Origin of the sequence: Pseudomonas putida (genome assembly GCF_022627325.1) — a bacterium.
Lineage (GTDB): Bacteria > Pseudomonadota > Gammaproteobacteria > Pseudomonadales > Pseudomonadaceae > Aquipseudomonas > Aquipseudomonas putida_X.
The window spans coordinates 128,083-153,713 of record NZ_JAETZZ010000014.1 but is presented as its reverse complement, the minus strand read 5'-3'; the positions used below and the strand labels follow the sequence as shown (position 1 = coordinate 153,713).

Genomic DNA, 25,631 nt, shown 5'->3' with positions numbered 1-25,631 from the left:
ATCGGCGCTTTGGTGGAAGGGGTGGGGCGATGTCTCCCACAGTCTGTACTGCGTCAACAGTCAGAATCCGGCATTTAGTCCCACCACCCCTTCAAGTCTAACCATACAAGCCGGCTTGCCGGCGATAAGGACGCCGCGGGTCAGCGCCTGGCACCTGGAACGCGCATGCGAGGATTGGTCACGATGCGCGTGAATCATCCATCTACTGCTGACCCTCAGTGCGCGCCGGCCGACTTGCTCAGGTCGCTTTGCGCCCATTGGGTGTAGATGCAGGCATCTGCAACCGCCCAGCGGACCTTCACGGTATCCCCGGGCTGCATGGACATTCCCGCAGCCGAGAGAGCTTTCACGGTCAGTTCGGTCCCGCCCGGGGTCATCACATGGCAGGTCTGGCTTTCGCCGAGGAACAGCACTTCGCCGACCTTGGCAATCACTTCGTTCCAGCCCGCTGGCAACGGTTGGCGTGCCGCTTGCTCGGTGGTGAGTGCCAGGGCCTTTTCCGGGCGTACCATGATCAACGCATCTTGCCCCGCCGCCAGGCCAGGCGTCAGGCGGATCGCCACCGGCTGGCCTTCGAAGCTGCCAGCGCCGTTGCTGGTGGCCGTGATGCGCAGGAAGTTGGAATTGCCCAGGAACGACGCGACAAAGGCGTTGGGTGGATTCTGGTAGAGGTCATAACCGGTGCCCAGGCCGACGATCTTGCCGTGGCTGAAGATGGCGATGCGCTGGGACAGGCGCATGGCTTCTTCCTGGTCGTGGGTGACGTAGACGATGGTGATGCCCAGCCGGCGGTGCAGCTGGCGCAGTTCATCCTGCAGGTCTTCGCGCAGTTTCTTGTCCAGTGCGCCAAGGGGCTCGTCCATCAGCAGGATACGAGGTTCGTATACCAAGGCGCGGGCAATCGCCACCCGCTGCTGCTGGCCGCCCGACATCTGCGAAGGCTTGCGATGGGCGAACGCCTCCAGTTGCACCAGCTTGAGCATGGCATCGACCCGCTTCTGGGTTTCAGCAGCGCTGAGCTTGCGGATGGCCAAGGGGAAAGCGATGTTGTCACGCACATTCAGGTGCGGGAACAGCGAGTAGCGCTGGAACACCATGCCGATGTCGCGCTTGTGTGGTGGCACATTCACCAGCGACTGCCCGTCGACCAGAATCTCGCCGCTGCTGGGCGTCTCGAACCCGGCCAGCATCGACAGCGTGGTGGACTTGCCCGAGCCGCTGGAGCCGAGGAAGGTGAGGAACTCGCCGTCCTGGATTTCCAGGTCCAGATTATCCACGGCGGTGAAGTCACCGTAATGCTTGTTCAGGCCGCGCAGGCTGACCAGGGTCTTGGTGTGCGCGTTGTCTTTGATCACTGCACTCATTGTTGTTTTCTCCGGGCGCTCAGGCGTTCGTTTCGGTGCGCCGGCGCAAGGCGGCGGCAATGACCATGACCAACAGCGACAGGCCGATCAGCAGCGTCGAGGCGACGGCGATCACCGGGCTCAGGTCCTGGCGCAGGGTGGTCCACATCTTGACGGGCAAGGTTTGCAGGTCGGGGCTGGCCATCATCACGCTCAGTACCACCTCGTCCCACGAGACCAGGAAGGCGAACAGCCCGCCGGCGATCATCCCCGGGCGAATGGCCGGGAAGGTCACCTTGAAGATCGCCTGCAGGCGCGAGGCGCCGCAGATGACCGCGGCGTCCTCGATCGATTGGTCGAACAGCTTGAGCGAGTTGATGATCGAAATGATGGTGAAGGGCAGGGCAACGATCACATGGCTGACCACGAAGGCGAACAGCGTGCCGGTGTAGCCGAGCTTCAGGAACAGTGCATACACCGCCACGGCAATGATCACCAGCGGCACGATCATCGGCATGGTGAACAGCCCATAGAGCATTTCGCGGCCAGGGAAGCGACCACGCACCAGGGCGAATGCGGTAGGCAGGCCCAGCAGCACGGCGGCGATGGTGGTCAGCACGGCGACCTTGAAGCTGGCCAGGGCGGCGTCCATCCACTCAGGGTTGGCGAAGAACTGGGCATACCATTTGAAGGTCCAGCCTGGTGGCGGGAATACCAGCCATTGCGATGAGCCGAACGACAGCAGGATGATGAAAACGACCGGCAGCAGCAGGAAGGCCGCAATCACGCCGGTGGTCAGGTACAGGCCCGTGCGCAGCGGGCGCCCCATGGCATTGGGAGACAGAAGCATGGCGGTTTACCTCGCGTTGCCGACCGGGGACTCCGGTTGCAGCTTCAGGTACAGGTAGAAGAGCACCAGGGTGATGACCACCAGCAGTGCGGCGGCGGCGCTGGCCAGGCCCCAATTGAGGAACGATTGCACCTGCTGGATGATGAATTCGGGCAGCATCATGTTCTGCGCGCCACCCAGCAGGGCCGGGGTGACGTAGTAGCCCAGCGACATGACGAACACCATCAGCGCACCGGAGAACAGCCCCGAGCGGCACAGCGGCAGGAACACCTTCCAGAAGTTGGTCCAGGGGCTTGCGCCGCAGATGGAGCCGGCCTGCAGCACCATCGGGTCGATGGCGTGCATGGTCGCCTGCAGTGGCAGCACGATGAACGGGATCATGATGTAGCTCATGCCGATCACCACGCCGGTCAGGTTGTGCACCATTTCCAGCGGGGCATCGATGATGCCCAGCGCCATCAACGCCTTGTTGATCACCCCCGAACCCTGCAGCAGCACCAGCCACGAGTAAGTGCGCGCCAAAAGGCTGGTCCACATCGACAACAGCACGATGTTCAGCAACCAGCGGCCCCAGCCGTTGGGCACCAGGGTGATTGCCCAGGCCAGCGGGAAGCCCAGCAACACGCTGATCAGGGTGACGACGCCGGCAACCGAAAAGGTGTTGAACAAGACCCGCGCATACGCCGAGTTGGCGAACAGCTGCTCGTAGTTGCCCAGCCCCGGCACGGGCTCCAGCACCCCGCGCAGCAACAGGCCGATCAGCGGGGCGAAGAAGAACAGGCCAAGGAACAGCAGGGCAGGCAACAGGTTGCGGCTGCCTTTCCAGCGCTGGCCGAGGCTCATGCGGCGCGGGGCCGTCCCGGGGGCGCCGGCGCCCGTGGGGGCACCTTGCGCGTTGTGCAGGGCGTTGATGGCGACTTTCATTTCACCAACCACTCATTCCAGCGCGCGGCGATGGCCTGGCCGTTCTTGGCCCAGTAGGCGAAGTCCAGGGTTACCTGGTCCTGGGCGTAGGCGGTTGGCAGGTTCTGCGCGAGGTCTTTGTCGAGCTTGGCCACGCTGTCCAGGTTCACCGGCGCGTAGGCGGTCTTGTTGGCGAAATCGGCCTGGCCTTCGGCGCTGCTGGCCTGGGCCAGGAACTTCATGGCCGCGTCCTTGTTCTTGGCGCCCTTGGGGATGACCAGGAAATCGGCCATGACCAGGTTTTGCTTCCAGCTCACGCCCACGGGCGCTCCATCTTGCTGCAGGGCGTAGACGCGGCCGTTCCAGAACTGGCCAAGCGAGGCTTCGCCGGAGGCCAGCAATTGCTGCGACTGGGCCCCACCGCCCCACCAGACGATGTCTTTCTTGATGGTGTCGAGCTTCTTGAAGGCGCGGTCCAGGTCCAGCGGGTAGAGCTTGTCAGCCGGCACGCCGTCAGCCAGCAGGGCCAGTTCCAGCACGCCGGGGCTCGGCCACTTGTACAGGGCGCGTTTGCCGGGGTAGGTCTTGGTGTCGAACAGGGCGGTCCAGTCCACCGGTTTGTTGGCGCCGAGCTTGCCTTCGTTGTAGCCGAGCACGAACGAGAAGAAGAACGAACCGACGCCATGGTCGGAGACGAAGCGTGGGTCGATCTTGTCGCGCGCGATGGTGGTGAAATCGAGGGGTTCGAGCAGGCCCTCACTGGCGGCACGCAGGGCGAAGTCGGCTTCCACGTCGACCACGTCCCACTGCACGTTGCCGCTCTCGACCATGGCTTTGAGCTTGCCGTAGTCGGTCGGGCCGTCCTGTACCACTTTGATGTTGGTCGATTTGCTGAAAGGTACGGCCCATGCTTCTTTCTGGGCGTCCTGGGTGGTACCGCCCCAGCTGACGAAGTTGAGGCTGTCAGCGGCCTGGGTCGCCTGACATGCCAGGGTCAGCAGGCTGGCGGACAGCACTGCGGTTACACGTTTGCTCAACAGCATGGTTACGCCCTCGTTGCTTTTTGTTATTCGAGGCGGGGCTGGTAGTGCGCCCGCCAACAGTATTCGGGGAGCAGCTAAAACAAAGTGTCGGTGGCCGTTGGGTAAGTGTAGGTAGCGGCCTGCGATTTCAAGGTCTACGGGATATCATATTATGGTATTCCAAGATTTTGGCAAGAGGGAGAGGCTACCGGCCATCACTCTTCTTTGAGCTCCAAGCTTCAAGCTGCAAGCTGCAAGTAGAAGCGGGCTTCTGAGCGGCAAGCTTCAAGCTGCAAGCTGCAAGTAGAAGCGGTTCGCGTCGTGCCGAAGATCGGCTTTTGCTTTTGCTTTTGCTTTTGCTTGCAGCTTGCAGCTTGCAGCTTGCAGCTTGGAGCTTTCAGCTGGGGGCTTGGAAGGGGATGCTTTGGACCACTTCCAGCTCATAGCCCGCCAGGCCTGCGTATTTGAGCGGGGGGCCCAGGTGGCGGAGCTTGCCGACGCCCAGGTCCTGGAGAATCTGCGCGCCAGTGCCGACTTCCGAGTACACCTTCGACTGGCCCCGCTGGTACGGACGCAGCGGCTGAGTCAGTTGCGGGATGCGTTCGAGCAGTGCCTGGGATGATTCATGGTTGGCCAGGATCACCACCACCCCGGCACCTTCCTCGGCGACCTTCTGCAGCGCAGCCCACAAGGTCCAGTTCGCCGGCCCGGCATACTCGGCACCGACCAGGTCGCGCAACGGGTCGATGACGTGCACGCGCACCAACGTCGGCTGCTCGCGGCGGATATCGCCCATCACCATGGCCATGTGCACACCGCCTTCGATACGGTCTTCATAGGTCACCAGGCGGAAGGTGCCGTGCACGGTCGGCAGCTCGCGCTCACCGATGCGCTTGATGGTCTGCTCGGTGCTCAGGCGGTAGTGGATCAGGTCGGCGATGGTGCCGATCTTGATGCCGTGCCGAGCGGCGAATACTTCCAGGTCCGGTCGGCGGGCCATGGTGCCGTCATCGTTGAGCACCTCGACGATCACCGAAGCCGGGGCAAAACCGGCCAGGCGTGCCAAGTCGCAACCCGCTTCGGTATGGCCGGCGCGGTTCAGCACACCGCCTTCGCGGGCACGCAGTGGGAAGATGTGGCCGGGCTGCACCAGATCCGCCGGGCGGGCATCGGCGGCCATGGCTGCGGCCACGGTGCGCGCCCTGTCAGCCGCAGAAATGCCCGTGGTCACCCCCGTGGCCGCCTCGATGGATACGGTGAAGGCGGTGCTGAACGCGCTGCCGTTGGCCGGTACCATCTGCTCCAGCCCCAAGCGCTGACAATGCTCATCGGTCAGGGTCAGGCAGATCAGGCCCCGCGCTTCGCGGGCCATGAAGTTGATGGCCTGCGCGTCACAGCGCTCGGCGGCGATCAGCAGGTCGCCCTCGTTCTCCCGATCCTCGTCGTCCACCAGCAGCACCATCTTGCCTTGGCGGTAGTCCTCGAGGAGTGCTTCGATCGTGTTGAAAGCCATGCTGAACGCTCACTGTGAATGGGTGATTATTATGGTATACCATCATACACAAATAGTTTTGCATCAGGAGAGTAGCGAATGAAAGCGTATTGGATTGCCCACGTGGACGTGACCGACCCCGAGCAGTATCAGCAGTACACCCAACGTGCGCCCGCCGCCTTTGCCGCATTCGGCGGGCGGTTCCTGGCCCGGGGCGGGCGCAGCGAGGCGATGGAAGGGCGGTCGACGCCCCAGCGGACCGTGGTGATCGAGTTCCAGACCTACGAACAGGCGCTGGCCTGCTATCGATCCGAGCTGTACCAACAAGCGTGCAGCCATCGTCACGGCGTGGCCAAGGCTGAGGTGATCATCGTCGAAGGGTTCGAGCCCTGAGCGCGGGGCGAAATTGCTGAGCTGTTGTGCTGGGTCATTCCAAGAGGCTGGCTTTTCCCCTATTGTCGAACCTATGTTCCCACGTGATTTGGCAGGCCCATGGAGAAAGTCATTGTCATCACCGGCGCCAGCCGTGGCATCGGCGCCGCCACCGCGCTGCAGGCTGCCCGTGAGGGTTACCGCATCTGCATCAACTACCACGCCGATGACCAGGCCGCGCACGCCATTCTTGCCCAGGTCCGCGCACTCGGCGCCCAGGCCATTTGTGTGCGTGCAGACGCCAGTGTCGAGGACGAGGTGATCCAGCTGTTCCACCGCGTCGATGAAGCGCTCGGCGCCGTCACCGCACTGGTGAACAACGCGGGCACCATCGGCCAGCAGAGCCGCGTGGAAGACATGTCGGAGTTCCGCCTGCTCAAGGTGATGAAAACCAATGTCGTCGGGCCGATGCTTTGTGCCAAGCACGCCTTGCTGCGCATGGCCCGCCGCCACGGTGGCCAAGGTGGGGCCATCGTCAATGTGTCATCAAGGGCTGCACGCCTGGGCTCACCCAACGAGTATGTGGACTACGCCGCGTCCAAAGGCGCCCTCGATACCTTCACCCTTGGCTTGGCCAAGGAAGTGGCAGGTGAGGGTGTGCGGGTCAATGGCGTGCGCCCAGGCTACATTCATACCGACTTCCACGCCCTGTCCGGCGACCCCGACCGTGTCGCCAAGCTGGAACCTGGCTTGCCCATGGGGCGTGGCGGTCGCCCGGAAGAAGTGGCCGAGGCCATTCTCTGGTTGCTGTCGGACAAGGCGTCCTATTCCACTGGTAGCTTTCTCGACCTTGGCGGCGGGCGCTAATCGGCACCGCTCAGCAGTTGCTGCACGCACTCGGCCAGCACGTCCAGCTCGAACGGCTTGCCCAGCACATGAGCGCCATGGAGTAGCGGGCCGCCCCCCAGCGCCGCACTGTTGTCATAGCCGGTAATGAACAGCACTTTGAGGTCGGGGTGCTGCCGCCGGTAGTGCTCCGCCACATGGCGACCGTTGGGGCCGTCGGGCAGGCCGATGTCGCTTATCAGCAGGTCCGGCCGTTCGCTGTGTTCCAGGTGTGCCAAGGCGCCCCGCCCATTCTCGAAGGCGCTGACCCGGTAACCCTGCTCTTGCAGTACCTCGCTGATCACCACGCGCAGGGCTAGCTGGTCTTCCACCAGCACGATGCGCTGCCCGTTGGCACGGTGTTGATCCAGAGCGCTGGCCTTGGGCGCCTGGGGCTGCGCCGTGGGCTGCTGGTGATGGCGCGGCAGGTACAATTCCACACGTGTGCCCATGCCGGGTTGCGAAAGCACGCGTGACTGCCCACCGGACTGGCGCACGAAACCATAGGTCATCGACAGCCCCAGGCCGCTGCCCTTGCCAATGGGTTTGGTTGAGAAAAAAGGGTCGAAGGCACGTGCGACCACTTCCTCGCTCATCCCGCAGCCGTTGTCGACAACGCTAAGGCGCACGTAGTCGCCGCTGGGCAACCCCAAAGGGCGTGCCTGATCACTGTCGAGCGCCACGTTGTCACCATGGATACTGATGACACCCCCGTCAGGCAGCGCGTCACGTGCATTGATGCACAAGTTGAGCAGGGCGCTTTCCAACTGTGGCGGGTCGATGAAGGTGGGCCATAGTTCAGGAGCGAACCGGCTGTGCAGGGAAATGGAGGGGCCGATCGTTCGGCGTAGCAGCTCCTGCATGCCGCCCAGCAGCTCTGCCACCTCCGTGGCGCGTGGTTGCAGGGTTTGTTGGCGCGAGAATGCCAGCAGTCGTTGCACCAGGGATGAGGCGCGTTTGGCCGTGCTGTTGGACATGTCGAGTAAATTGTCCAGCTCGGTATAACGCTGTTGCTGCAGGCGCAGCTGGATCAGTTCCTGGGTATTGAGGATGCTGCCGAGCAAATTATTGAAGTCATGTGCGATGCCGCCGCTAAGCTGCCCGACGGCCTCCATCTTTTGCGCCTGGCGCAGGGCCTGCTCTGCGTTGGCAAGGCGTTGTTGCGCCTGTACGCGGTCGCTGATGTCATAGGCGAACAGGTAAGCGCCTACCGGGGCCCCAGCAGCGTCACGCAGGGCATTGAAGCGCAGTTCATAATGGCGCTGGTCTGGTTGCTGGCCGAATGCACCGATCTCGGTGAACTGCTCGCCCTGCAGTGCCCGTCGCCATAAGGGCAGGATCGTCTCGCGATCTGCGGCATTGTCACCCATCAGCGACGGCATGTAGGCGCCGACTACCGGTGTATGGCCATACAGGAACCGAAAGTCCTCTCTGGCCTTGCGATTGACGGCCAGCCAGTGCATGCCGTTGTCGAGCACGTGCACGTTGGCTGCGCTCTGGTCGATAAGCTCTGCGAACAGGCTGCGCTGTGCCATAGCTTCGCTTGCCCGTTGCTCCAGGTGTGCATTGAGCTGCGCAAGGGCCTGCTCGCTGTTGCACCGCTCGGTCACATCCTTGAACAGAACCGCAACCTGCCGGCGCTCCGGCGGCTCGATACGAAAAGAGCTCACTGACAGAACGCGGCCGCTGGCTCGTAGTTCCTGTTCGAATTGCTGGGGGGCACCGGTGTGCAGCACGGGACCGTAACGGGCAACCCACGCGTCGGCTTCATCAGGCAATATGTCGCGCATTTTCTGGCCGGTCGCGTCAGCGATGCCGGCGTGCTTGGTATAGGCGGGGTTGACGAGCACGTGCACGAAATCACTCAGCGGGCCATGGGGGCCGTCAATGAATTCGATGATGCAGAAGCCTTCGTCCATGGTATCGAACAGAAAGCGGTAAACATCCAGGCCTAGCGGCGAATGCTGCTGCAGTTCGGCTTCAAGCTGCGTGATACGTTGGCGCAAGGTGGCGATTTCTTCGCGCAGGGCAAGCATCTCGTTCACAGGCATGGCAGCGTCCGGCAGCAGTGCGTGGCTAAGACTTTAACGCTGCGGCTGTGCTACGCCTACTCGTAATTTTGCCAGGTTACGCCCGAATGCCCATTTTGCTGTCAGAACGAGCGGATGATGCGGCCTAGGGTTCCCATGGCCCGCTCGGCGGTGTCGCTCCACGGGGTGCCATAGTTCAGGCGGATGCAGTTGCCAAAGCGGCGGGTGGGCGAAAATATAGGCCCCGGCGCGATGCTGATGCCTTGGGCCAGGGCCATGTGGAACAGCTTCAGCGCGTCTATCCGTTCGGGCAGTTCCAGCCACAGAAAGTAGCCGCCAGAAGGCTGGCTGACTCGCGTCTGCGCCGGAAAATAGCGCGAGATGGCGGCGAGCATGTTGGCTTGCTGGCCTTCCAGGGCATAGCGCAGTTTGCGCAAGTGGCGGTCATACCCACCGTGTTCCAGGTAGTCGGCAATGGCCGCCTGGGCCGGCATCGAGGCGCACAGTGAGGTCATCAGCTTGAGCCGCTCGATCTTCTGGGCAAAGCGCCCTGCGGCTACCCAGCCGATCCGGTAACCGGGCGCCAGGCTCTTGGCGAATGAGCCGCAGTGCATGACCAGGCCTTGAGTGTCGAAGGCCTTGGCAGGCTTGGGCGCCTGTTGCGAGTAATACAGCTCGGCGTAGACATCGTCCTCGATCAGCGGCACCTGATGGCGCTCCAGCAACGCTACCAACGCCTGTTTCTTCGCCTCGGGCATGCTCGCGCCCACCGGGTTCTGGAAGTTGGTCATGCACCACACGGCTTTGACCGGGTGCTTTTCCAAGGTCTGGGCGAGGGCGGCCAGGTCCATGCCCTCGCGTGGCTGCACGGGTATTTCCACTGCCTTGAGCTTGAGCCGTTCCAGCACCTGTAGGCAGGCGTAGAAGGCCGGTGCCTCGACCGCCACCAGGTCACCCGGCTCGGTGACCGCCTGCAGGCACAGGTTCAGTGCTTCCAGCGCGCCGTTGGTGATCAGCAACTCCTCCATGGGCAGCATCATCCCGCCAACCATGTAGCGCAGGGCGATCTGCCGGCGCAGTTGCGGGTTGCCCGGTGACAGGTCGGTGACCACCATGCGTGGGTCCATGGCCCGGCTGGCGCTGGCCAGCGAGCGCGACAGGCGCTGCAGCGGGAACAGTTCCGGGCTGGGGAACGCTGAGCCGAACGGCACGGTGTTCGGGTCCTTGATCGATTCGAGTATCGAGAACACCAAGGCGCTGACATCCACGTCAGTCGATTCGCTCAGCGGCTCCAGTGCCTGTGGCTCGCAGAAGTGACGCGGTGCATGGGCAGTGACGAAATAGCCTGAACGCGGCCGTGCGCGGATCAGCCCACGGCGTTCGAGCAGGTAGTAGGCCTGGAACACGGTCGACGGGCTGACACCGTGTGTCTGGCTGGCGTAGCGCACCGATGGCACGCGTTGGCCGGGGCCGAGCACGCCAGAGCGGATCAGTTCGGCAATGTCATCGGCGAATCGTTCGTAGCGTTTCATGAAGGCTCGGCAGCAGGGTGAACAGGCAAGTCACCCCCACTATGGGCCCGAAGCGGTTTTCAGTACAGGCTCAGGCCATGCACCAAAAACCGGATCAGTTGCTGCTCGGTGCTTCAGCCACTCTAGATTACCGAGCCAGGAACGCTCGCCTTCAAGTGTTTTCGGCTGTCCACGGCGCCGGCTACGGTCAGCGCGTCGGCTTCGGCTTCGGTGATCGGCACACGCTGGCCTGCCAACAGCGCCACGGACATGCGCAACTGTTCATCGGTAATGATCTCAATGTCCGGGCCATCACCTTCGATGCGCAGGTCTTCGCCTATGAGGGTGCAGCGGCGGGTGCTTTCTTCGATTTCGACGGGCATGGGCTAGTCCTCCGGGTTGCAGTTACAGCTGTGACCGCAGGCACTCAACGGTTGCTGCATCAAACCGCCGGGCGGGGCACTTTGTGGGGGCGGCGGCGGTCCACCCTCAAAGAGCCCTGCCGTACGCGGCTCTGAAGGCTGCGCTGTGAGCGCGAACTCAGCCGCGAAACGGCGCCAGGGCCGGCCACTAGCATGACCGCGAGAAATTTTTCATGGACGTGATCTGGCAAACCATACAAGCCGAATTCGCCGATATCACGCAAGTGCGTGAAGTCACCCGCATCATCCTGCGCCTGTTGATGGCCGCCAGTCTGGGGGCCATTCTGGGCTTCGAGCGTGAGCACAAAGGCAAGTCCGCTGGGGTGCGTACACATATGTTGGTGTCGATGGGCGCCGCGTTATTCGTGCTAGCGCCAAGCATGGCCGGTGCCGACGAGCAGGCCTTGAGCCGGGTGATCCAGGGTATCGTCGCCGGTATCGGGTTTCTCGGTGCGGGCACCATCCTCAAAGGTAATGGTCGCGACACCAGCCACGTCAAAGGCCTGACCACGGCTGCCGGCCTGTGGATGACGGCTGCCATCGGTACCGCTGCAGGCATGGGGCGTGAGGCGACGGCGCTGATCAGCACAGTGCTTTCACTGCTGGTGCTGGCCACGATGCCGATAATGGTGGAGAAGGTGGAGGGGCAGGACGAGGAGAAGCAGCAGGAGGAGGATGTCAGGAAGCACTGAGGGGAGCCGAAGCTCCCCTCAAAGCGTTGTTGCCTGCTCTTTTCTTATTATTGAAGGCCGACCTTTTATTGTTTTTGTAGGCTTGCCTTGGTGCTGCGAGTGACCCCCAACCGGGGTCAAGAGCAAACGTATTTTTTTGAGCGCTGACCTGCTTTCATCCTGAGGATCCGATGCTGGCTGCCGCTACCTTGAGGTAGTTTTATTGTTCTGTGCCAGACCGCGGGGCGAACCCCTGAAAAGCGTGTCTACTCCAAAAAAATCTGCTTGCTGCGCCTCTGCCGTGTTGTTCTTGTTATGTCAGAGCCGGTACATGTTGTTTTTATTGGGTGTCGCATTTTTTGTTGTTGTTGTACGAAAGATATAGCAGGCGCCGTGCCAACTTTTGAAAAGCTTTGTAAATCAATGGGTTGAGCTGAATCGCCCAATTCGGGTGGCGTGAAATTCTGTCGAATTGTTTCCCTGTTACCCGATTTTTTGCTGAGGCCTGTGGGGGCGGTAACACTCACCCACACATTTGTGACGACCGTGTGAATCACTGTGCGCTGCGTGCTCGCGCCACACGTGAGCCGTTGGCCCGGCCCAGCACCTCGCTGATCCGCTGCCCCGCAGCGATCAAGCGGTCCAGGTCAATGCCGGTTTCAATCCCCAGCCCCTGTAGCAGGTAAACTACGTCCTCGCTGGCGATATTGCCCGTGGCACCTTTGGCATAGGGGCAACCCCCAAGGCCCGCCACCGAGCTGTCGAACACACTGATACCTTCGAGCAGGCTGGCATACACGTTGGCCAGGGCCTGGCCGTAGGTATCGTGGAAGTGGCCGGCCAGTTGCTCACGCGGCACGTGCGCCGAGACGACTTCGAACAGTTTGCGGGTAGCACCTGCGGTACCAGTGCCGAGGGTGTCACCCAGGGACACTTCGTAGCAGCCCATCTCATGCAGGGCCTTGGCCACGGGGGCGACCTGTTCGGCACTGACCTTGCCTTCATACGGGCAGCCGAGCACGCAGGAAACGTAACCGCGCACCCGCACACCGTGGCTGCGCGCCGCCAGCATGATCGGCTCGAAACGTTTGAGGCTTTCGCTGATCGAGCAATTGATGTTGCGCTGGGAAAACGCCTCGGAGGCAGCGGCGAACACCGCCACTTCCTTCACCCCGGCCGCCAGGGCGTCCTCGAAACCCCGCAAGTTGGGCGCCAGCGCCGCATAGGTAACACCCTCGCGTTGCTTGATAGCGGCGAACACGTCGGCGGAGCCGGCCATCTGCGGCACCCACTTGGGCGAAACGAAACTGCCGACCTCAATGTAGGCCAGCCCGGCGTCGGTAAGGTCGTCGACCAGGCGCACCTTGTCAGCAACGCTGATGGGCTGGGCTTCGTTCTGCAGGCCGTCGCGGGGGCCGACTTCGACCAGGCGGACTTTTTCGGGCAAAGGCATGGTGGGGTTCCTGTGGCGGGTCAACGGTTGTCGTTATTGTTCAGGGTTGCGGCCAGGGCCTGTTCGCAACGTTCCTGGGCAGTGTCCAGCTCCAGTTGCATCTGGTGAATATCCAGCATCTGTTGCTCAAGCTGGGCGCGGCGCTCGGTGATCTTGGCCAGCATGCTGTTGAGTTGCTTGAGGTTGCCGCTGCTGGGGTCGTAGAGCTCGATCAGTTCACGGCATTCGGCCAGCGAAAAACCGATGCGCTTGCCACGCAGGATCAGCTTCAGGCTGACTTTGTCGCGTGCCGAATAGATGCGCTCCAGGCCACGACGCTCCGGGCTGAGCAGGCCCTGTTCCTCATAGAAACGGATGGCGCGGGTGGTGATGTCCAGCTCGCGGGACAGGTCGGAGATGCTGTAGGTCTGGGTGCTCATGCGTGGGCTCGGCGTGGAGTATGACGGTATCCTGAATGCAGGTTGACGTAAACGTCAAGCAGGCTGTTGCGCAGGCGTCGCGCTTGGCCGTCCAGTAAAGGCATTTGCAGTCAATCGGGCTGGACCGAGCGACGGTAACCATTGGGTGTCTGCCCACTCAGGCGCTTGAAGAACCGCGCAAAGTAGGTCGGGTCACTGAACCCGAGGCTGTCCGACAACTGCCCGATGCTCATCCGCGTGTAGATCAGGTTGCGCTGTGCCTCCAGCAGCAGCCGCTGATGCACCAGTTGCAGTGCGGTCTGCCCGCTCAAGGCCCGGCACAGCTGGTTGAGCTGCAGGCTCGGGATCTTCAACCGCGCGGCGAAGTCCTCCACTGAAAGGTGCTCACGGTAGTGCGCTTCGACCAGGCGCAGGTATTGCCCCAGCAACTGACGGTCACGTTCGTCTCGGTTGCGGGGCGCCTGGCCCAATTGCTGGCGACGGCTGATCCACACCATCAGCGCGGTCACCAGGGCTTCGAGCATGGGCGCCCGTGCCGGGGCATGGCCCTGGTACTCCTGCTGCAGTGTGTCGATCAGGCCGCGCAGGCGCACGCGGTCCTTGCCCAGCGGGTAACAGGCAGGCTTGGCCAGCACCCCCAGCGGTGCGCCCAGGCGCTGCTCAAGGTTGGCTACCAGCGCGGTGCCGAAGGTCAGTACATGCCCCTGGATATCGGCACTGAAGCGAAACCCGTGCACGGTCAGCGGTGGTACCACTTGAATTGCCGCTTCGCCAATGGCACTGCGCACGCCCTCGATCTCTACCTGCGCCTGGCCACGTTGCACATACAGCAACTGAAATAGCTCGGCGTGCTGGTGCGGTTTGATTTCCCAATGGTGCAGCCGGCTGCGGGCCGGGATCGACTCGCAATGCAGCAGGTCCGTGCCGGGCCATGCCTGGTTTTCGCCATACAGCTGAAACAGCGGGACGCCGGGGAGTGACGATTTCATCAAGAACTGACCTGTCCGTTAATCGAACGCTTTTTACAAAAGTGCAGTTTTCCCATCGGATAGCACAGCTAATCCGCCTGCGCAGCCCGTAAAAATGCAAGTAGAAATCTAATAACACGAGAGAACAACAATGAAAACTCAGGTTGCAATCATCGGTGCAGGTCCGTCTGGCCTACTGCTGGGTCAACTGCTGTACAAGGCTGGGATCGACACAGTCATTCTGGAACGACAGACACCAGACTATGTACTTGGCCGCATCCGTGCCGGCGTGCTCGAGCAAGGGACTGTCGACCTGCTGCGTGAGGCAGGTGTTGCCGAGCGCATGGACCGTGAAGGTTTGGTGCACGAGGGTGTCGAGTTGCTTGTCGGTGGCCGCCGGCAACGGCTGGACCTCAAGGGCCTGACCGGAGGCAAGACGGTCATGGTCTATGGCCAGACCGAGGTGACGCGGGACTTGATGCAGGCGCGCGAGGCCACTGGTGCGCCGATCATCTATTCGGCCAGCAATGTGCGGCCCCACGAACTCAAGGGCGAACGGCCCTACGTTACCTACGAGAAGGACGGCCAGACCCACCGCCTGGACTGCGATTACATCGCCGGCTGCGACGGCTTCCACGGTGTGTCGCGCCAGAGCATCCCCGAAGGTGTGCTCAAGCACTATGAGTGCGTGTATCCGTTCGGTTGGCTGGGGATGCTGTCCGATACGCCGCCCGTGAACCACGAGTTGATCTACGCCCATCACGCGCGTGGTTTTTCGCTGTGCAGTCAGCGTTCGCAGACCCGCAGCCGCTACTACCTGCAAGTGCCGCTGGATGAACGCGTGGAGGACTGGTCCGACGAGCGTTTCTGGACCGAACTCAAGGCCCGCTTGCCCGAAGACGTGGCAGAGCGCCTGGTCACCGGCCCGGCGCTGGAAAAGAGCATTGCGCCCTTGCGCAGCCTAGTGGTCGAGCCGATGCAGTACGGGCACCTGTTCCTGGTCGGTGACGCGGCCCATATCGTCCCGCCCACCGGGGCCAAGGGCCTCAACCTGGCGGCTTCGGACGTGAATTATCTTTACCGTATCCTGGTCAAGGTCTATCGCGAAGGGCGTACCGACCTGCTGCAGCAGTACTCGCCCTTGGCCCTGCGCCGCGTGTGGAAAGGCGAGCGCTTCAGCTGGTTCATGACCCAGTTGCTGCATGACTTTGGTGAACACAAGGATGCCTGGGAGCAGAAGATGCAGGAGGCGGACCGTGAATACTTCCTGTCTTCGCCTGCGGGGCTGGTGAACATTGCTGAGAACTACGTCGGGTTGCCGTTCGAAGAGGTGGTGTAGGGGCGGGGCATGACGTGAGGGTTCCGCGGGGCTTGCGAGCAAATTAAGAGGGCCGCAGACCAATGGCCGTCAGTTAACGTGACCAGGGCTGCCGCGCAGCCCATCGCCGGCAAGCCGGCTCCTACAGGTACTGCGCTGCGGTTGAAACCAGTGCAAAGCCTGGGCTGCCCCCCAAGGCTGGATCAGTATCCAGCTTGCGGGGGCAGTCCATACAAGCCGGCTTGCCGGCGATGGGCCTGGGTAATTGCGAAGATCAATGCGCCTGTGCGTGACGGCGCGCCCGATTGATCGGCTGCTGCTTGGCCGGAACCTGCGGTGGCAGGTGGTGGTGCTGTGCATGACGCCGCACGATGCGTAGTACACCCCAGAGCATGGCGGCAGCGACGCTAAGCCACATACCTACCAGCATGAGGATTGCCATGGTCAGGCTCATGTCTACCTCCTTCTCTTGGGTCAGCTTTCGGCTCACCCTCCAGATATTGCTTTAGTCTAGCTCCCGCCGCGTGACGTTCCATCTATCGAAGGTCTATTGCTTGGTTCGTTTGGTTCCAAGCCCGCAGCGGGCTATACCCGCGTCGACTGGCATCCTATGATCGTCGGCCAAGGCCGGGCGTTGGCAGCCTGGCGTCAGAACAAGCGAGTGTCCATGGTGCAAATTTCCTTCAAGTCCCGGTTTTTCGAGCCGCGCCGCGTGATGGTGGCCTGCCTGCTGGCCGCCAGCCTCTCAGGTTGTGCCGGCACGCCACCCACCGCCGTCAAGGGCGTTGCGCAGCGGGTCGAGATCAGCAGCGTGCCGTTCTACCGAGGCAACGCCAACCACAGTGGGGCCATGGCGCTGGCGGCGTTGCTCTCGCAGCAGGGCGCGCCGATCACCCCGGGGCTGCTGGACAAGCCGCTGAACCTGCCCCAGGGCGCCGAGTCACTGGGCACCGGCATCCCCCGCGTGGCGCGCGATTACGGCAGGGTCGTGTACCCGCTGGACAAACAGCTGGACGCTCTGTTGACCCAAGTGGCTGCAGGCAACCCGGTGCTGGTGCGTTTTCAGGAAGGTTCGGCGTGGTGGAGCGAGCCGCGCTATGCGGTGCTGATCGGCTTTGACCGTTACAAGCAGCGGGTGCTGCTGCGTGCGGGGATGCACCGGCGGCAGATGATGGCCTTTGAAGATTTCAAGTCGGCGTGGGCGCAAGAGGGGAGCTGGGCGATACTGGTTCAGCCGCCGCGGCAACTGCCGGCCCAGGTGGACCGGCAGCGCTGGCTGCAGGCTGCCGATGAACTGGCCCGCGCGGGCCAGGAACTGGCGGCGAAGCAAGCCGTGGCCAGCCTGCAAAGGTAAGCCACCAACCCTGGCCTGACCTCGCTAAGCCGGCGATCAGGCCAGTGATGGCAGCAGCATCAGAAGCCCAGGCGGTCGCGCAGGCTGTAGTACCAGGCTCCCAGGGCGCTGAACGGTACGCGCAGCATCTGGCCACCCGGGAACGGGTAGTGCGGCAGGCCGGCGAACGCGTCGAAGCGCTCGGCCTGGCCACGCAGTGCCTCGGCCAGCACCTTGCCCGCCAGGTGGGTGTAGGTGACGCCGTGGCCCGAGCAACCCTGCGAGTAATAGATGTTGTCGCCGATACGGCCAACCTGTGGCAGACGCGACAGGGTCAGCAGGAAGTTGCCGGTCCAGGCGTAGTCGATCTTAACGTTCTTGAGCTGCGGGAAGGCCTTGAGCATCTTCGGGCGGATGATCGCTTCGATGTTGGCCGGGTCGCGTGCACCGTAGACCACGCCACCGCCGAAGATCAGGCGCTTGTCGCTGGTCAGGCGGTAGTAGTCGAGCAGGTAGTTGCAGTCCTCGACGCAGTAGTCTTGCGGCAGCAGGGTGCGGGCCAGTTCCTCGCCCAAGGGCTCGGTGGTGATCACTTGAGTACCGCAAGGCATTGATTTGGCCGCCAGTTCTGGCACCAGGTTGCCCAGGTAGGCGTTGCCGGCGACGATGATGAACTTGGCGCGCACTTTGCCCTGTGGGGTGTGCACGACCGGGTTGGCGCCACGCTCGATGCGGATGGCCGGGGTCTGCTCATAAATGATGCCGCCCAGTGACTCCACTGCGGCCGCTTCGCCCAAGGCCAGGTTCAGCGGGTGGATGTGGCCGCCGCTCATGTCCAGCATGCCGCCGATATAGCTGTCGCAGGCGACCACTTCACGGATGCGCTTCTGGTCCATCAGCTCCAGCTGATTGTGGCCAAAGCGTTCCCACAGGCGCTTTTGCGATTCCAGGTGGCCCATCTGTTTGGACGTCAGCGCAGCGAACACGCCACCGTCCTTCAGGTCGCACTGGATGTTGTACTTGGCTACGCGTTCACGGATGATGCGCCCGCCTTCGAAGGCCATGTGGCCCAGCAGTTGCGCCTGCTTGGGGCCGACCGTGCGCTCGATGACGTCAATGTCACGGCTGTAGCTGTTGACGATCTGGCCGCCGTTGCGACCCGACGCACCGAAGCCGACTTTCGCCGCTTCGACGATGCTCACCTTGAAGCCGTTCTCCAGCAGGAACAGGGCGCTGGACAGGCCGGTATAGCCTGCACCGATGATGCACACATCGGTTTCCACCTCACCCTGCAGCGCCGGACGTGGCGGCACCGGGTTGGCCGAGGCGGCGTAGTAGGACTGGGGGTAGGGGGTATTGGCCATGCTCGAGAAACCTCGTGTTTTATATTTTTAACGAATGTACCGATGCTATCAATAATAATAAACACCCGCTAGTCGTCCGTTGAAAATCCTTAACTGCTCCTTGGTCGGCGCTTCTCTATAAAGAGGTTTAGATTCAGTAGGTTAGCGCAAAAAAAAGTGTTGACAGCGGTTTTGGAATGCGTAGAATGCGCACCACACGACAGGCACATAGCTCAGTTGGTTAGAGCACCACCTTGACATGGTGGGGGTCGTTGGTTCGAGTCCAATTGTGCCTACCAAACATCAGAAAAGGCGATCCGAAAGGGTCGCCTTTTTTGTGTCTCGCTTTTATAGGCGGCCGCGTCACCCAGGCCGGCAGGCTGCTGAAAGTTTTTGATTTTTTTGAAAAAAACGCTTTACAGGTACGCATTCGGTGACTAATATGCGCACCACACGACAGGCACATAGCTCAGTTGGTTAGAGCACCACCTTGACATGGTGGGGGTCGTTGGTTCGAGTCCAATTGTGCCTACCAAACATCAGAAAGGGCGATCCGAAAGGATCGCCCTTTTTGTATTGTGCGTTTCTGGCAGATGGCCGGTATGTAGCAAGGTGTAACGTATGGTCGCGGTCCGGGTCAGGGGTCGCCATGCTAGAATTCGCCGCTTCGAAACGGGAGATACACGCGTGCGCAAACTGGCAGTGGTAATGGCAGTGCTGGCCCTGGTGGGCTGTGAGAATGAGGTTGAAGGTGTGCACAAACAGGTGGCCGAGCACCTGCACAACCCCAGCACCGCCAAGTTCGGCAACGTGCGGATCGACACCAAGGGCAGCATTTGCGGCCAGGTGCGTGGCAAAGACGATGCCGGGCAGTACGAAGCTTACCGTAGCTACGTCGCCATCAAGGGTGACGATGGCCAGTACGACATTATCGTCGACGACAATGGCAACAACCTGCGTATTCGCGAAATCTGCGGGGGCGCTGAGTTGCAGCGCCGCGCCGAGGCCCTTGCCGATCAGCCTGCCCCTCAAGGCTGGGATGTCGAGGTGATCCAGGGCGCCAACATGGGTGCATTGAGCGACATGACCGCCCGCCTGATCGAGAAGGGCATCCCATCCTCGGTCGAATACCGCAATGGCAAGCCAGTGGTGCTGCTGGGGCCGTTCCCCACCAAAGAGGAAGCCGAGGCTCGCAAGGCAGAGGTCATGGCCAAGCTGGGTACGGACTCGGTTGTCATTCAGCACGGAGCGCAGCGCTGATAGCAGCGTGCCGCGCCCTTTAGCATGGCCTCGGTGGCTGCCGGCTCGCCGGCGAGCACCGGGTCAGTCGCTGCCATGCATCGAGTTGCCTGGCCTGTACCGGGGCGAGCCGCCCCTTGTCAGTGCCTGTGAAAGCGCCGGAACAGACGCCTGTCATCTGTAACCCTACCGGTCTATGCTTGTTTGGGAGACGGTTTGAAGCGGGGAGGGCCTCATGTCTACACTGGAGCGGGCCATCCTGGTGGCCACCAGGGCGCATGAAGGGCAATACGACAAAGGCGGTGCGGCGTATATCCTGCACCCTTTGCGGGTGATGATGCGGGTGTCCACGCCCGAGCAGCGCATTGTCGCTGTGCTTCACGATGTGATCGAAGACACGCCGCTTACGCTTTCCGACCTGGCCCGCGAGGGTTTCACGCTCAAGATCCTGGCTGCTTTGCTGGCCTTGAGCCGGCGTGATGGCGAAAGCTACGAGGACTTCGTGGTGCGCCTGGGCTGCGACCCATTGGCGCGTACCGTCAAAATGGCCGACCTGGCCGACAACAGCGACCTTTCACGCATCGCCCGCCCAGGCCCGGCCGACCTGAGGCGGCTGGCTCGTTATCAGCAGGCCAGCGCTTACCTGCAGGCGCTGGCCTAGGCCCAGATTCGCATCGCCCAGGCCCGTGCGAGTCAGTCGTCCTTGGGCACCGTCCAGAAAATCTGCACGCCGCCATCATCGCGGTGGGCGAGGGTGACGTTGTCGTTCTCGGCGATCTCCTCAAGCAGGGTTTCCCAATCGTCGGGCGACTCCTGCTCCAGGCGGAAGATCAGGGCGGCGCGGCTACGTTGAGCGATGGGGCTGTTGATGATCTTCTGGATGCGCGTACCCATCAGTTCATAACTGCTCGGCGTTGCAGGGGCGGTACTGGCCACGGGGCTTTTCCTTGTTTTGCTGTATGCGCATACAGTATTTCACTGTAGGGTATTTCGCAACTGCGTGTAAGGTAAAAAGCGGAGGACCGCGGGTGGCCGATACATGGGGAATGAAGCCGGTCGAAGGGCTGGCTAAGCCAGCCCCGCGGGCCCTGTCACACCGCGATCAGTATTCCCAGAAAATCCGCTGCAGCTCCTTGCTGTCCTGAGTCTTGGTCATTGCCACCATCGCCAGGATCCGCGCCTTCTGCGGGTTAAGGTCGTGCGCTACAACCCAATCGTTCTTGTCGTCCGGCTGCTCGGCGTTGCGCAGCACGAAACCGCCCTGGTTGACGTGCGACGAGCGGATGATCTGCACACCCTCCTTGCGTAGCTCCTGCAGTGCCGGCACCACGCGCGAGGACACCGAGCCGTTGCCGGTTCCGGCATGAATCAGGGCTTTTGCGCCGTTCTGCGCCAGTGCCTTGTAGGCCGTGTCGGTCACGTTGCCGTAGCCGTAGGCGATGTCGACCTGCGGCAGGCTGCTGATCTGCTTGATGTCGAATTCCGAGTTGACGGTGTGACGCTTGGCCGGCAGGCGGAACCAGTACGATTTGCCTTCCACCACCATGCCCATCGGGCCCCAGGCGCTCTTGAAGGCTTCGGTCTTGATGTTGACCGCCTTGCTCACATCGCGGCCGGACTGGATCTCGTCGTTCATGGTCACCAGTACCCCCTTGCCTCGGGACTGCTTGTCGCTGGCCACGGCTACGGCGTTGTACAGGTTGAGCATGCCATCGGCCGACATGGCCGTGCCCGGGCGCATGGAGCCCACCACCACGATCGGCTTGTCGGTCTTTTCTACCAGGTTGAGGAAGTAGGCGGTCTCTTCCAGGGTGTCGGTGCCGTGGGTGATGACGATGCCGTCCACGTCCTTGCTTTCGGCAAGTTCGGCGACGCGTTTGCCCAGCTTGAGCAGGTCGTCGTTGCTGATGCTTTCGGAGGCGATCTGCATCACTTGCTCGCCGCGCACGTTGGCAATGTCGGCAAGCTCCGGCACGCCGGCGATCAGCTTGTCGATGCCCAGCTTGGCCGCCTGGTACGTGGCGCTGTTGGCAGCGCTGGCGCCGGCGCCGGCAATGGTGCCGCCGGTGGCGAGGATGACTACGTTGGCCAGTTGCTGTTGGGTTTGAGCTTCTTTGGCCGAAGCGGTGGTTGGCAGAATCAGCAGCAGCGCCAGGGCGCTGGGTGCGAAGGACTTCAGTGCAGCATTCATAATTATTGTTCTCTCTTCCTAAGTGAGATTGTGCTGTGTCGCACAGGGTGCAAGGCAGTTTTCGTACCATCCTAGGCTGGGCGCGGTAATTCTCTGCGCGCCGCGGTGGCTGTGGGTTGGGATTAACCCCAAGGCGCCGCAGGCGGGCCCCTTGGTTCGGAAATCCGAACAAAAATAAGAAAAGCTGTTCGGTTTATCGGAAAAATCCCAGATAATCTCCGGCATAAGTAACTTGCCATCGCCAGCGAAACGGATTTGACAAAACCTCGTCCTGTTTCCATAGTTAGCCAACGCAAACGTTTGCGATCCGATAAAAACCACAAGATTCGGAGTCATCTCCCATGAAACTGCCGTTCCCCGGTCGTCTGCTGGCGCTCGCCGTCATTTCCTCGCTGTCGCTTGCCCTGCCACTCGGCGCTGCCCATGCTGAAGACAAACCCAAGGTCGCTCTGGTGATGAAGTCCCTGGCCAACGAATTCTTCCGCACCATGGAAGATGGCGCCAAGGCCTACCAGAAAGAACACGCCAACGAATTCGACCTGGTGGCCAATGGCATCAAGGACGAGACCGACACCAGCAACCAGATCCGCATCGTCGAACAAATGATCGCCACCGGCGCCAACGCACTGGTAATCGCACCGGCCGACTCCAAAGCCTTGGTGCCTGTGATCAAGAAAGCCATGGACGCCGGCATCACCGTGGTCAACATCGACAACCGCCTGGACCCTGACGTACTCAAGAGCAAGAACCTCAGCGTACCCTTCGTTGGCCCCGACAACCGCAAGGGCGCACGCCTGGTAGGTGATTACCTGGCCAAGGAGAAGCTCAAGGCCGGTGACCAGGTCGGCATCATCGAAGGCGTGCCGACCACCACCAATGCCCAGCAGCGCACTGCCGGCTTCAAGGACGCCATGGAAGCCGCGCAGATGAAGATCGTCTCGGTGCAATCGGGCAACTGGGAAATCGACAAAGGCAACAACGTCGCCGCCGCGATGCTCAACGAATATCCCGACCTAAAAGCACTGCTGGCCGGTAACGACAGCATGGCCCTGGGCGCCGTATCGGCCGTGCGCGCGGCCGGCAAGGCCGGCAAGGTGCAAGTGGTGGGCTACGACAACATCAACGCCATCAAGCCCATGCTCGAGGACGGCCGCGTACTCGCCACCCTCGACCAGGCGGCCAGCCAGCAGGCGGTGTACGGCATCCAGGCGGCATTGCAGATGCTCAAAGGCCAGAAGCCGAACGTGGACGTCGACAACGTCATCCAGACCCCGGTCGAACTCATCACCAAGCCTTGACGGCCAGGAGACATGGCCATGCCTGTAACGGCCAACGAAGTGCTGCTCGCTGCCAGCGGCCTGGGCAAGCGCTACACGCAACCGGTGCTGGGCGACGTCAGCCTGGCCCTGCGCGCCGGCGAGGTGCTGGCCCTTACCGGCGAGAACGGCGCGGGCAAGAGCACCCTGTCCAAGCTCATCAGCGGGCTGGAAACACCCACCACCGGGCACATGACCTTCCGCGGTCAGCCCTATGCACCTGGCAGCCGCAGCGCCGCCGAGCGCCTTGGCGTGCGCATGGTCATGCAAGAGCTCAACCTGCTGCCGACCCTGACCGTGGCCGAAAACCTGTTCCTCGACAACCTGCCCAGCCGCTTCGGCTGGATCAGCCAGAAGCGCCTGCGCCAGTTGGCCACGGCCGCCATGGCCCAGGTCGGCCTGGACGCTATCGACCCGGACACCCCGGTGGGCGAATTGGGCATCGGCCACCAGCAGATGGTGGAGATCGCACGCAACCTGATCGGCGACTGCCATGTGCTGATTTTCGACGAACCCACCGCCATGCTCACCGCCCGCGAGGTGGAACTGCTGTTCACCCAGATCGAGCGCCTGCGCCAGCGCGGCGTGGCCATCGTCTATATCTCGCACCGCCTGGAGGAGCTCCAGCGCGTGGCCCAGCGCATCGTGGTGCTGCGCGACGGCAAGCTGGTGTGCGACGAGCCGATCCAGCGCTACAGCAGTGCCGAGCTGGTCAACCTGATGGTCGGCCGCGAGCTGGGCGAACACATCGACCTGGGCCGCCGCCAGATCGGCGCGCCGTTGCTCAAGGTCGACCGGCTGTGCCGCGGCGACAAGGTGCGAGACGTGTCGCTGCAGGTCAGGGCAGGGGAGATCTTCGGCATCTCCGGGCTGATAGGTGCCGGCCGCACCGAGTTGCTGCGGCTGATCTTCGGCGCCGACCGTGCCGACAGCGGCAGCATCGAAATCGGCCAGCCACTCAAGGCGGTGACCATCGATTCGCCCAAGGCAGCGGTCGAGGCCGGTATCGCGCTCATCACTGAAGACCGCAAAGGCGAAGGCCTGCTGCTGACGCAATCGATCAGCGCCAACATCGCTTTGGGCAACCTCGTTGCGCTGTCCCGCGCCGGGGTGGTCGACGGCGACGCCGAAAAGGCCCTGGCCGAACGCCAGATCACCGCCATGCGCATCCGCAGCGCCAATGCCGCCCAGGCGGTCGGCGAGCTGTCCGGCGGCAACCAGCAAAAGGTGGTGATCGGCCGCTGGCTGGAGCGTGACTGCCAGGTGCTGCTGTTCGATGAACCTACCCGCGGCATCGATGTGGGCGCCAAGTTCGATATCTATGGCTTGCTGGCCGAGCTGGCGCGCCAGGGCAAGGCCCTGGTGGTGGTGTCCAGCGACCTGCGCGAGCTGATGCTGATCTGCGACCGCATCGCGGTGCTGTCGGCCGGCCGCCTGATCGATACCTTCGAGCGCGACCACTGGAGCCAGGACCAGCTCCTTGCCGCCGCCTTCGCCGGCTACCAGAAACGTGACGCCCTGCTGCACGACGCAGCGCCCAGGATGGATGTATGAAAACCACACCTCTCGACACACAGGCCGGCGCCCCCGTGCGCCGCAGCGGCACCTACTTCGGCCTCGGCACCTACCTGGGCCTGGCGGGCGCCTTGCTGGCGATGATCGTGCTGTTCTCGTTGCTCAGCAGCCACTTCTGGTCATACGCCACCTTCAGCACCCTGGCCAACCAGATCCCCGACCTGATGGTGCTGGCCGTAGGCATGACCTTCGTGCTGATCATCGGCGGTATCGACCTGTCTGTGGGCTCGGTGTTGGCGCTGGCGGCATCGGCCGTCAGCGTGGCCATCCTCGGCTGGGGGTGGAGCGTGCTGCCGGCCGCCTTGCTCGGCATGGCCGTCGCCGCGCTGGTCGGCAGCGTCACCGGCGCGGTCACAGTGGCCTGGCGCATACCCTCGTTCATCGTCTCGCTCGGCGTGCTGGAAATGGCCCGCGGCCTGGCCTACCAGTTCACCGACTCGCGCACCGCCTACATCGGCGATGCCTACGCCTGGTTCTCCAACCCCATCGCCTACGGTATCTCGCCGGCCTTCATCATTGCCTTGCTGGTGATCGTCCTCGCCCAGCTGGTGCTGACCCGGACCGTATTCGGCCGCCACCTGATCGGCATCGGCACCAACGAAGAGGCCGTGCGCCTGGCCGGCATCGACCCGCGCCCCTACAAGGTGCTGGTGTTCGCCCTGATGGGCCTGCTGGCCGGGCTGGCCGCGCTGTTCCAGATTTCCCGCCTGGAGGCCGCCGACCCCAATGCCGGCGCCGGCCTGGAGCTGCAGGTGATCGCCGCTGTCGTGATCGGCGGCACCAGCCTGATGGGCGGGCGCGGCTCGGTCATCAGCACGTTCTTCGGCGTGCTGATCATCTCGGTGCTGGCCGCAGGCCTTGCACAGATCGGCGCTTCAGAACCCACCAAACGCATCATCACCGGGGCGGTCATCGTCATCGCCGTGGTGCTCGACACCTACCGTAGCCGGCGAGCAGGCCGGCGGAACTGAAAAC

The 25,631-nt window shown here is 62.5% G+C and carries 25 protein-coding genes and 2 tRNA genes; 12 read left to right on the top strand and 15 right to left on the bottom strand.

Annotated elements, in window-relative coordinates:
- Nucleotides 1–215: 215 nt before the first annotated feature.
- The 5 genes from JNA92_RS21325 to ribBA all read right to left on the bottom strand — a co-directional run bounded on the left by JNA92_RS21325 (nt 216) and on the right by ribBA (nt 5,631).
- A complete protein-coding gene (locus JNA92_RS21325) occupies nt 216–1,364 on the bottom strand; it encodes an ABC transporter ATP-binding protein (RefSeq protein WP_241806510.1) in 1,149 nt (382 codons plus the stop codon).
- A 19-nt stretch (nt 1,365–1,383) separates the two neighbouring features.
- Nucleotides 1,384–2,193 carry an ABC transporter permease gene (locus JNA92_RS21320; protein ID WP_012313829.1) on the bottom strand — a complete coding sequence of 270 codons (810 nt, stop codon included), beginning with the start codon at nt 2,191–2,193 and terminating at the stop codon, nt 1,384–1,386.
- A 6-nt stretch (nt 2,194–2,199) separates the two neighbouring features.
- A complete protein-coding gene (locus tag JNA92_RS21315; RefSeq protein WP_241806509.1) occupies nt 2,200–3,117 on the bottom strand; it encodes an ABC transporter permease in 918 nt (305 codons plus the stop codon).
- Nucleotides 3,114–4,139, bottom strand: a complete 1,026-nt coding sequence (locus JNA92_RS21310) for a polyamine ABC transporter substrate-binding protein (protein WP_241806508.1) — start codon at nt 4,137–4,139, stop codon at nt 3,114–3,116. The genes JNA92_RS21315 and JNA92_RS21310 overlap by 4 nt, the downstream gene beginning before the upstream one ends.
- Nucleotides 4,140–4,515: 376 nt before the next feature.
- On the bottom strand, nt 4,516–5,631 hold the full coding sequence (ribBA, locus tag JNA92_RS21305; RefSeq protein WP_241806507.1) for a bifunctional 3,4-dihydroxy-2-butanone-4-phosphate synthase/GTP cyclohydrolase II: 1,116 nt from the start codon (nt 5,629–5,631) through the stop codon (nt 4,516–4,518).
- A 78-nt stretch (nt 5,632–5,709) separates the two neighbouring features.
- On the opposite strand from ribBA, the gene JNA92_RS21300 reads away from it, so the two are divergent.
- Both JNA92_RS21300 and JNA92_RS21295 read left to right on the top strand, forming a co-directional pair.
- A complete protein-coding gene (locus tag JNA92_RS21300; protein ID WP_241806506.1) occupies nt 5,710–6,003 on the top strand; it encodes a DUF1330 domain-containing protein in 294 nt (97 codons plus the stop codon).
- Between the two features lie 99 nt (nt 6,004–6,102).
- Entirely contained in the window at nt 6,103–6,849 is a 747-nt protein-coding gene (locus JNA92_RS21295; RefSeq protein WP_241806505.1) for an SDR family oxidoreductase, read from the top strand.
- On the opposite strand, the gene JNA92_RS21290 is transcribed toward JNA92_RS21295, so the two are convergent.
- The 3 genes from JNA92_RS21290 to JNA92_RS21280 form a co-directional block, all read right to left on the bottom strand.
- Complete coding sequence (locus JNA92_RS21290) at nt 6,846–8,918, bottom strand: hybrid sensor histidine kinase/response regulator (RefSeq protein WP_241806504.1); 2,073 nt, start codon at nt 8,916–8,918, stop codon at nt 6,846–6,848. The genes JNA92_RS21295 and JNA92_RS21290 overlap by 4 nt on opposite strands.
- 101 nt (nt 8,919–9,019) lie before the next feature.
- On the bottom strand, nt 9,020–10,429 hold the full coding sequence (mapR, locus tag JNA92_RS21285; RefSeq protein WP_241806503.1) for a GntR family transcriptional regulator MpaR: 1,410 nt from the start codon (nt 10,427–10,429) through the stop codon (nt 9,020–9,022).
- Nucleotides 10,430–10,551: 122 nt separating this feature from the next.
- Nucleotides 10,552–10,791 carry a DUF3203 family protein gene (locus tag JNA92_RS21280; RefSeq protein WP_241806502.1) on the bottom strand — a complete coding sequence of 80 codons (240 nt, stop codon included), beginning with the start codon at nt 10,789–10,791 and terminating at the stop codon, nt 10,552–10,554.
- Nucleotides 10,792–11,003: 212 nt separating this feature from the next.
- On the opposite strand from JNA92_RS21280, the gene JNA92_RS21275 reads away from it, so the two are divergent.
- On the top strand, nt 11,004–11,522 hold the full coding sequence (locus JNA92_RS21275; RefSeq protein ID WP_241806501.1) for an MgtC/SapB family protein: 519 nt from the start codon (nt 11,004–11,006) through the stop codon (nt 11,520–11,522).
- A 532-nt stretch (nt 11,523–12,054) separates the two neighbouring features.
- Here JNA92_RS21275 and JNA92_RS21270 read toward each other — a convergent pair.
- The 3 genes from JNA92_RS21270 to JNA92_RS21260 all read right to left on the bottom strand — a co-directional run bounded on the left by JNA92_RS21270 (nt 12,055) and on the right by JNA92_RS21260 (nt 14,362).
- The gene (locus JNA92_RS21270) at nt 12,055–12,954 is read right to left on the bottom strand and encodes a hydroxymethylglutaryl-CoA lyase (RefSeq protein WP_241806500.1); all 900 of its coding nucleotides are present in this window, start codon (nt 12,952–12,954) and stop codon (nt 12,055–12,057) included.
- A gap of 20 nt (nt 12,955–12,974) precedes the next feature.
- Nucleotides 12,975–13,373 carry a MerR family transcriptional regulator gene (locus JNA92_RS21265; protein ID WP_012313840.1) on the bottom strand — a complete coding sequence of 133 codons (399 nt, stop codon included), beginning with the start codon at nt 13,371–13,373 and terminating at the stop codon, nt 12,975–12,977.
- 110 nt (nt 13,374–13,483) lie between these two features.
- Nucleotides 13,484–14,362 (bottom strand): helix-turn-helix domain-containing protein, encoded by an 879-nt coding sequence (locus JNA92_RS21260; protein WP_241806499.1) that lies wholly within the window; start codon nt 14,360–14,362, stop codon nt 13,484–13,486.
- A 130-nt stretch (nt 14,363–14,492) separates the two neighbouring features.
- Here JNA92_RS21260 and pobA point away from each other — a divergent pair, with 130 nt between their 5' ends.
- Entirely contained in the window at nt 14,493–15,680 is a 1,188-nt protein-coding gene (pobA, locus tag JNA92_RS21255) for a 4-hydroxybenzoate 3-monooxygenase (protein WP_241806498.1), read from the top strand.
- 253 nt (nt 15,681–15,933) lie between these two features.
- Here the strand turns inward: pobA and JNA92_RS21250 are convergent, their stop codons facing one another.
- Nucleotides 15,934–16,113, bottom strand: coding sequence for a hypothetical protein (locus JNA92_RS21250; protein ID WP_241806497.1), 180 nt, complete (start codon nt 16,111–16,113; stop codon nt 15,934–15,936).
- Between the two features lie 156 nt (nt 16,114–16,269).
- Here JNA92_RS21250 and JNA92_RS21245 point away from each other — a divergent pair, with 156 nt between their 5' ends.
- Nucleotides 16,270–17,013 carry a peptidase C39 family protein gene (locus JNA92_RS21245; protein WP_241806514.1) on the top strand — a complete coding sequence of 248 codons (744 nt, stop codon included), beginning with the start codon at nt 16,270–16,272 and terminating at the stop codon, nt 17,011–17,013.
- A 59-nt stretch (nt 17,014–17,072) separates the two neighbouring features.
- Here JNA92_RS21245 and JNA92_RS21240 read toward each other — a convergent pair whose 3' ends face one another.
- Nucleotides 17,073–18,356, bottom strand: a complete 1,284-nt coding sequence (locus JNA92_RS21240; RefSeq protein WP_012313845.1) for an NAD(P)/FAD-dependent oxidoreductase — start codon at nt 18,354–18,356, stop codon at nt 17,073–17,075.
- Between the two features lie 201 nt (nt 18,357–18,557).
- Here JNA92_RS21240 and JNA92_RS21235 point away from each other — a divergent pair.
- The 4 genes from JNA92_RS21235 (at nt 18,558) to JNA92_RS21220 (ending at nt 20,235) form a co-directional block, all read left to right on the top strand.
- Nucleotides 18,558–18,634, top strand: a tRNA-Val gene (locus tag JNA92_RS21235).
- Nucleotides 18,635–18,793: 159 nt separating this feature from the next.
- A tRNA-Val gene (locus JNA92_RS21230) sits at nt 18,794–18,870 on the top strand.
- A gap of 152 nt (nt 18,871–19,022) precedes the next feature.
- Nucleotides 19,023–19,595 (top strand): SPOR domain-containing protein, encoded by a 573-nt coding sequence (locus tag JNA92_RS21225; protein WP_241806496.1) that lies wholly within the window; start codon nt 19,023–19,025, stop codon nt 19,593–19,595.
- Nucleotides 19,596–19,809: 214 nt separating this feature from the next.
- Nucleotides 19,810–20,235 (top strand): GTP pyrophosphokinase, encoded by a 426-nt coding sequence (locus tag JNA92_RS21220; RefSeq protein WP_241806495.1) that lies wholly within the window; start codon nt 19,810–19,812, stop codon nt 20,233–20,235.
- 32 nt (nt 20,236–20,267) lie between these two features.
- On the opposite strand, the gene JNA92_RS21215 is transcribed toward JNA92_RS21220, so the two are convergent.
- Nucleotides 20,268–20,510 carry a DUF1654 domain-containing protein gene (locus tag JNA92_RS21215; protein ID WP_241806494.1) on the bottom strand — a complete coding sequence of 81 codons (243 nt, stop codon included), beginning with the start codon at nt 20,508–20,510 and terminating at the stop codon, nt 20,268–20,270.
- 166 nt (nt 20,511–20,676) lie between these two features.
- Nucleotides 20,677–21,765 (bottom strand): asparaginase, encoded by a 1,089-nt coding sequence (locus tag JNA92_RS21210; protein WP_241806493.1) that lies wholly within the window; start codon nt 21,763–21,765, stop codon nt 20,677–20,679.
- A 341-nt stretch (nt 21,766–22,106) separates the two neighbouring features.
- On the opposite strand from JNA92_RS21210, the gene JNA92_RS21205 reads away from it, so the two are divergent.
- Genes JNA92_RS21205 through JNA92_RS21195 form a run of 3 tightly spaced genes read left to right on the top strand, consistent with a single transcriptional unit; the run spans nt 22,107 to nt 25,627 of the window.
- Nucleotides 22,107–23,063, top strand: a complete 957-nt coding sequence (locus JNA92_RS21205; RefSeq protein WP_241806492.1) for a sugar ABC transporter substrate-binding protein — start codon at nt 22,107–22,109, stop codon at nt 23,061–23,063.
- Nucleotides 23,064–23,081: 18 nt separating this feature from the next.
- Nucleotides 23,082–24,635 (top strand): sugar ABC transporter ATP-binding protein, encoded by a 1,554-nt coding sequence (locus tag JNA92_RS21200; protein WP_241806491.1) that lies wholly within the window; start codon nt 23,082–23,084, stop codon nt 24,633–24,635.
- A complete protein-coding gene (locus tag JNA92_RS21195; RefSeq protein WP_241806490.1) occupies nt 24,632–25,627 on the top strand; it encodes an ABC transporter permease in 996 nt (331 codons plus the stop codon). Before JNA92_RS21200 ends, JNA92_RS21195 begins: the two co-directional genes overlap by 4 nt.
- The last annotated feature ends 4 nt before the right edge of the window (nt 25,628–25,631 follow it).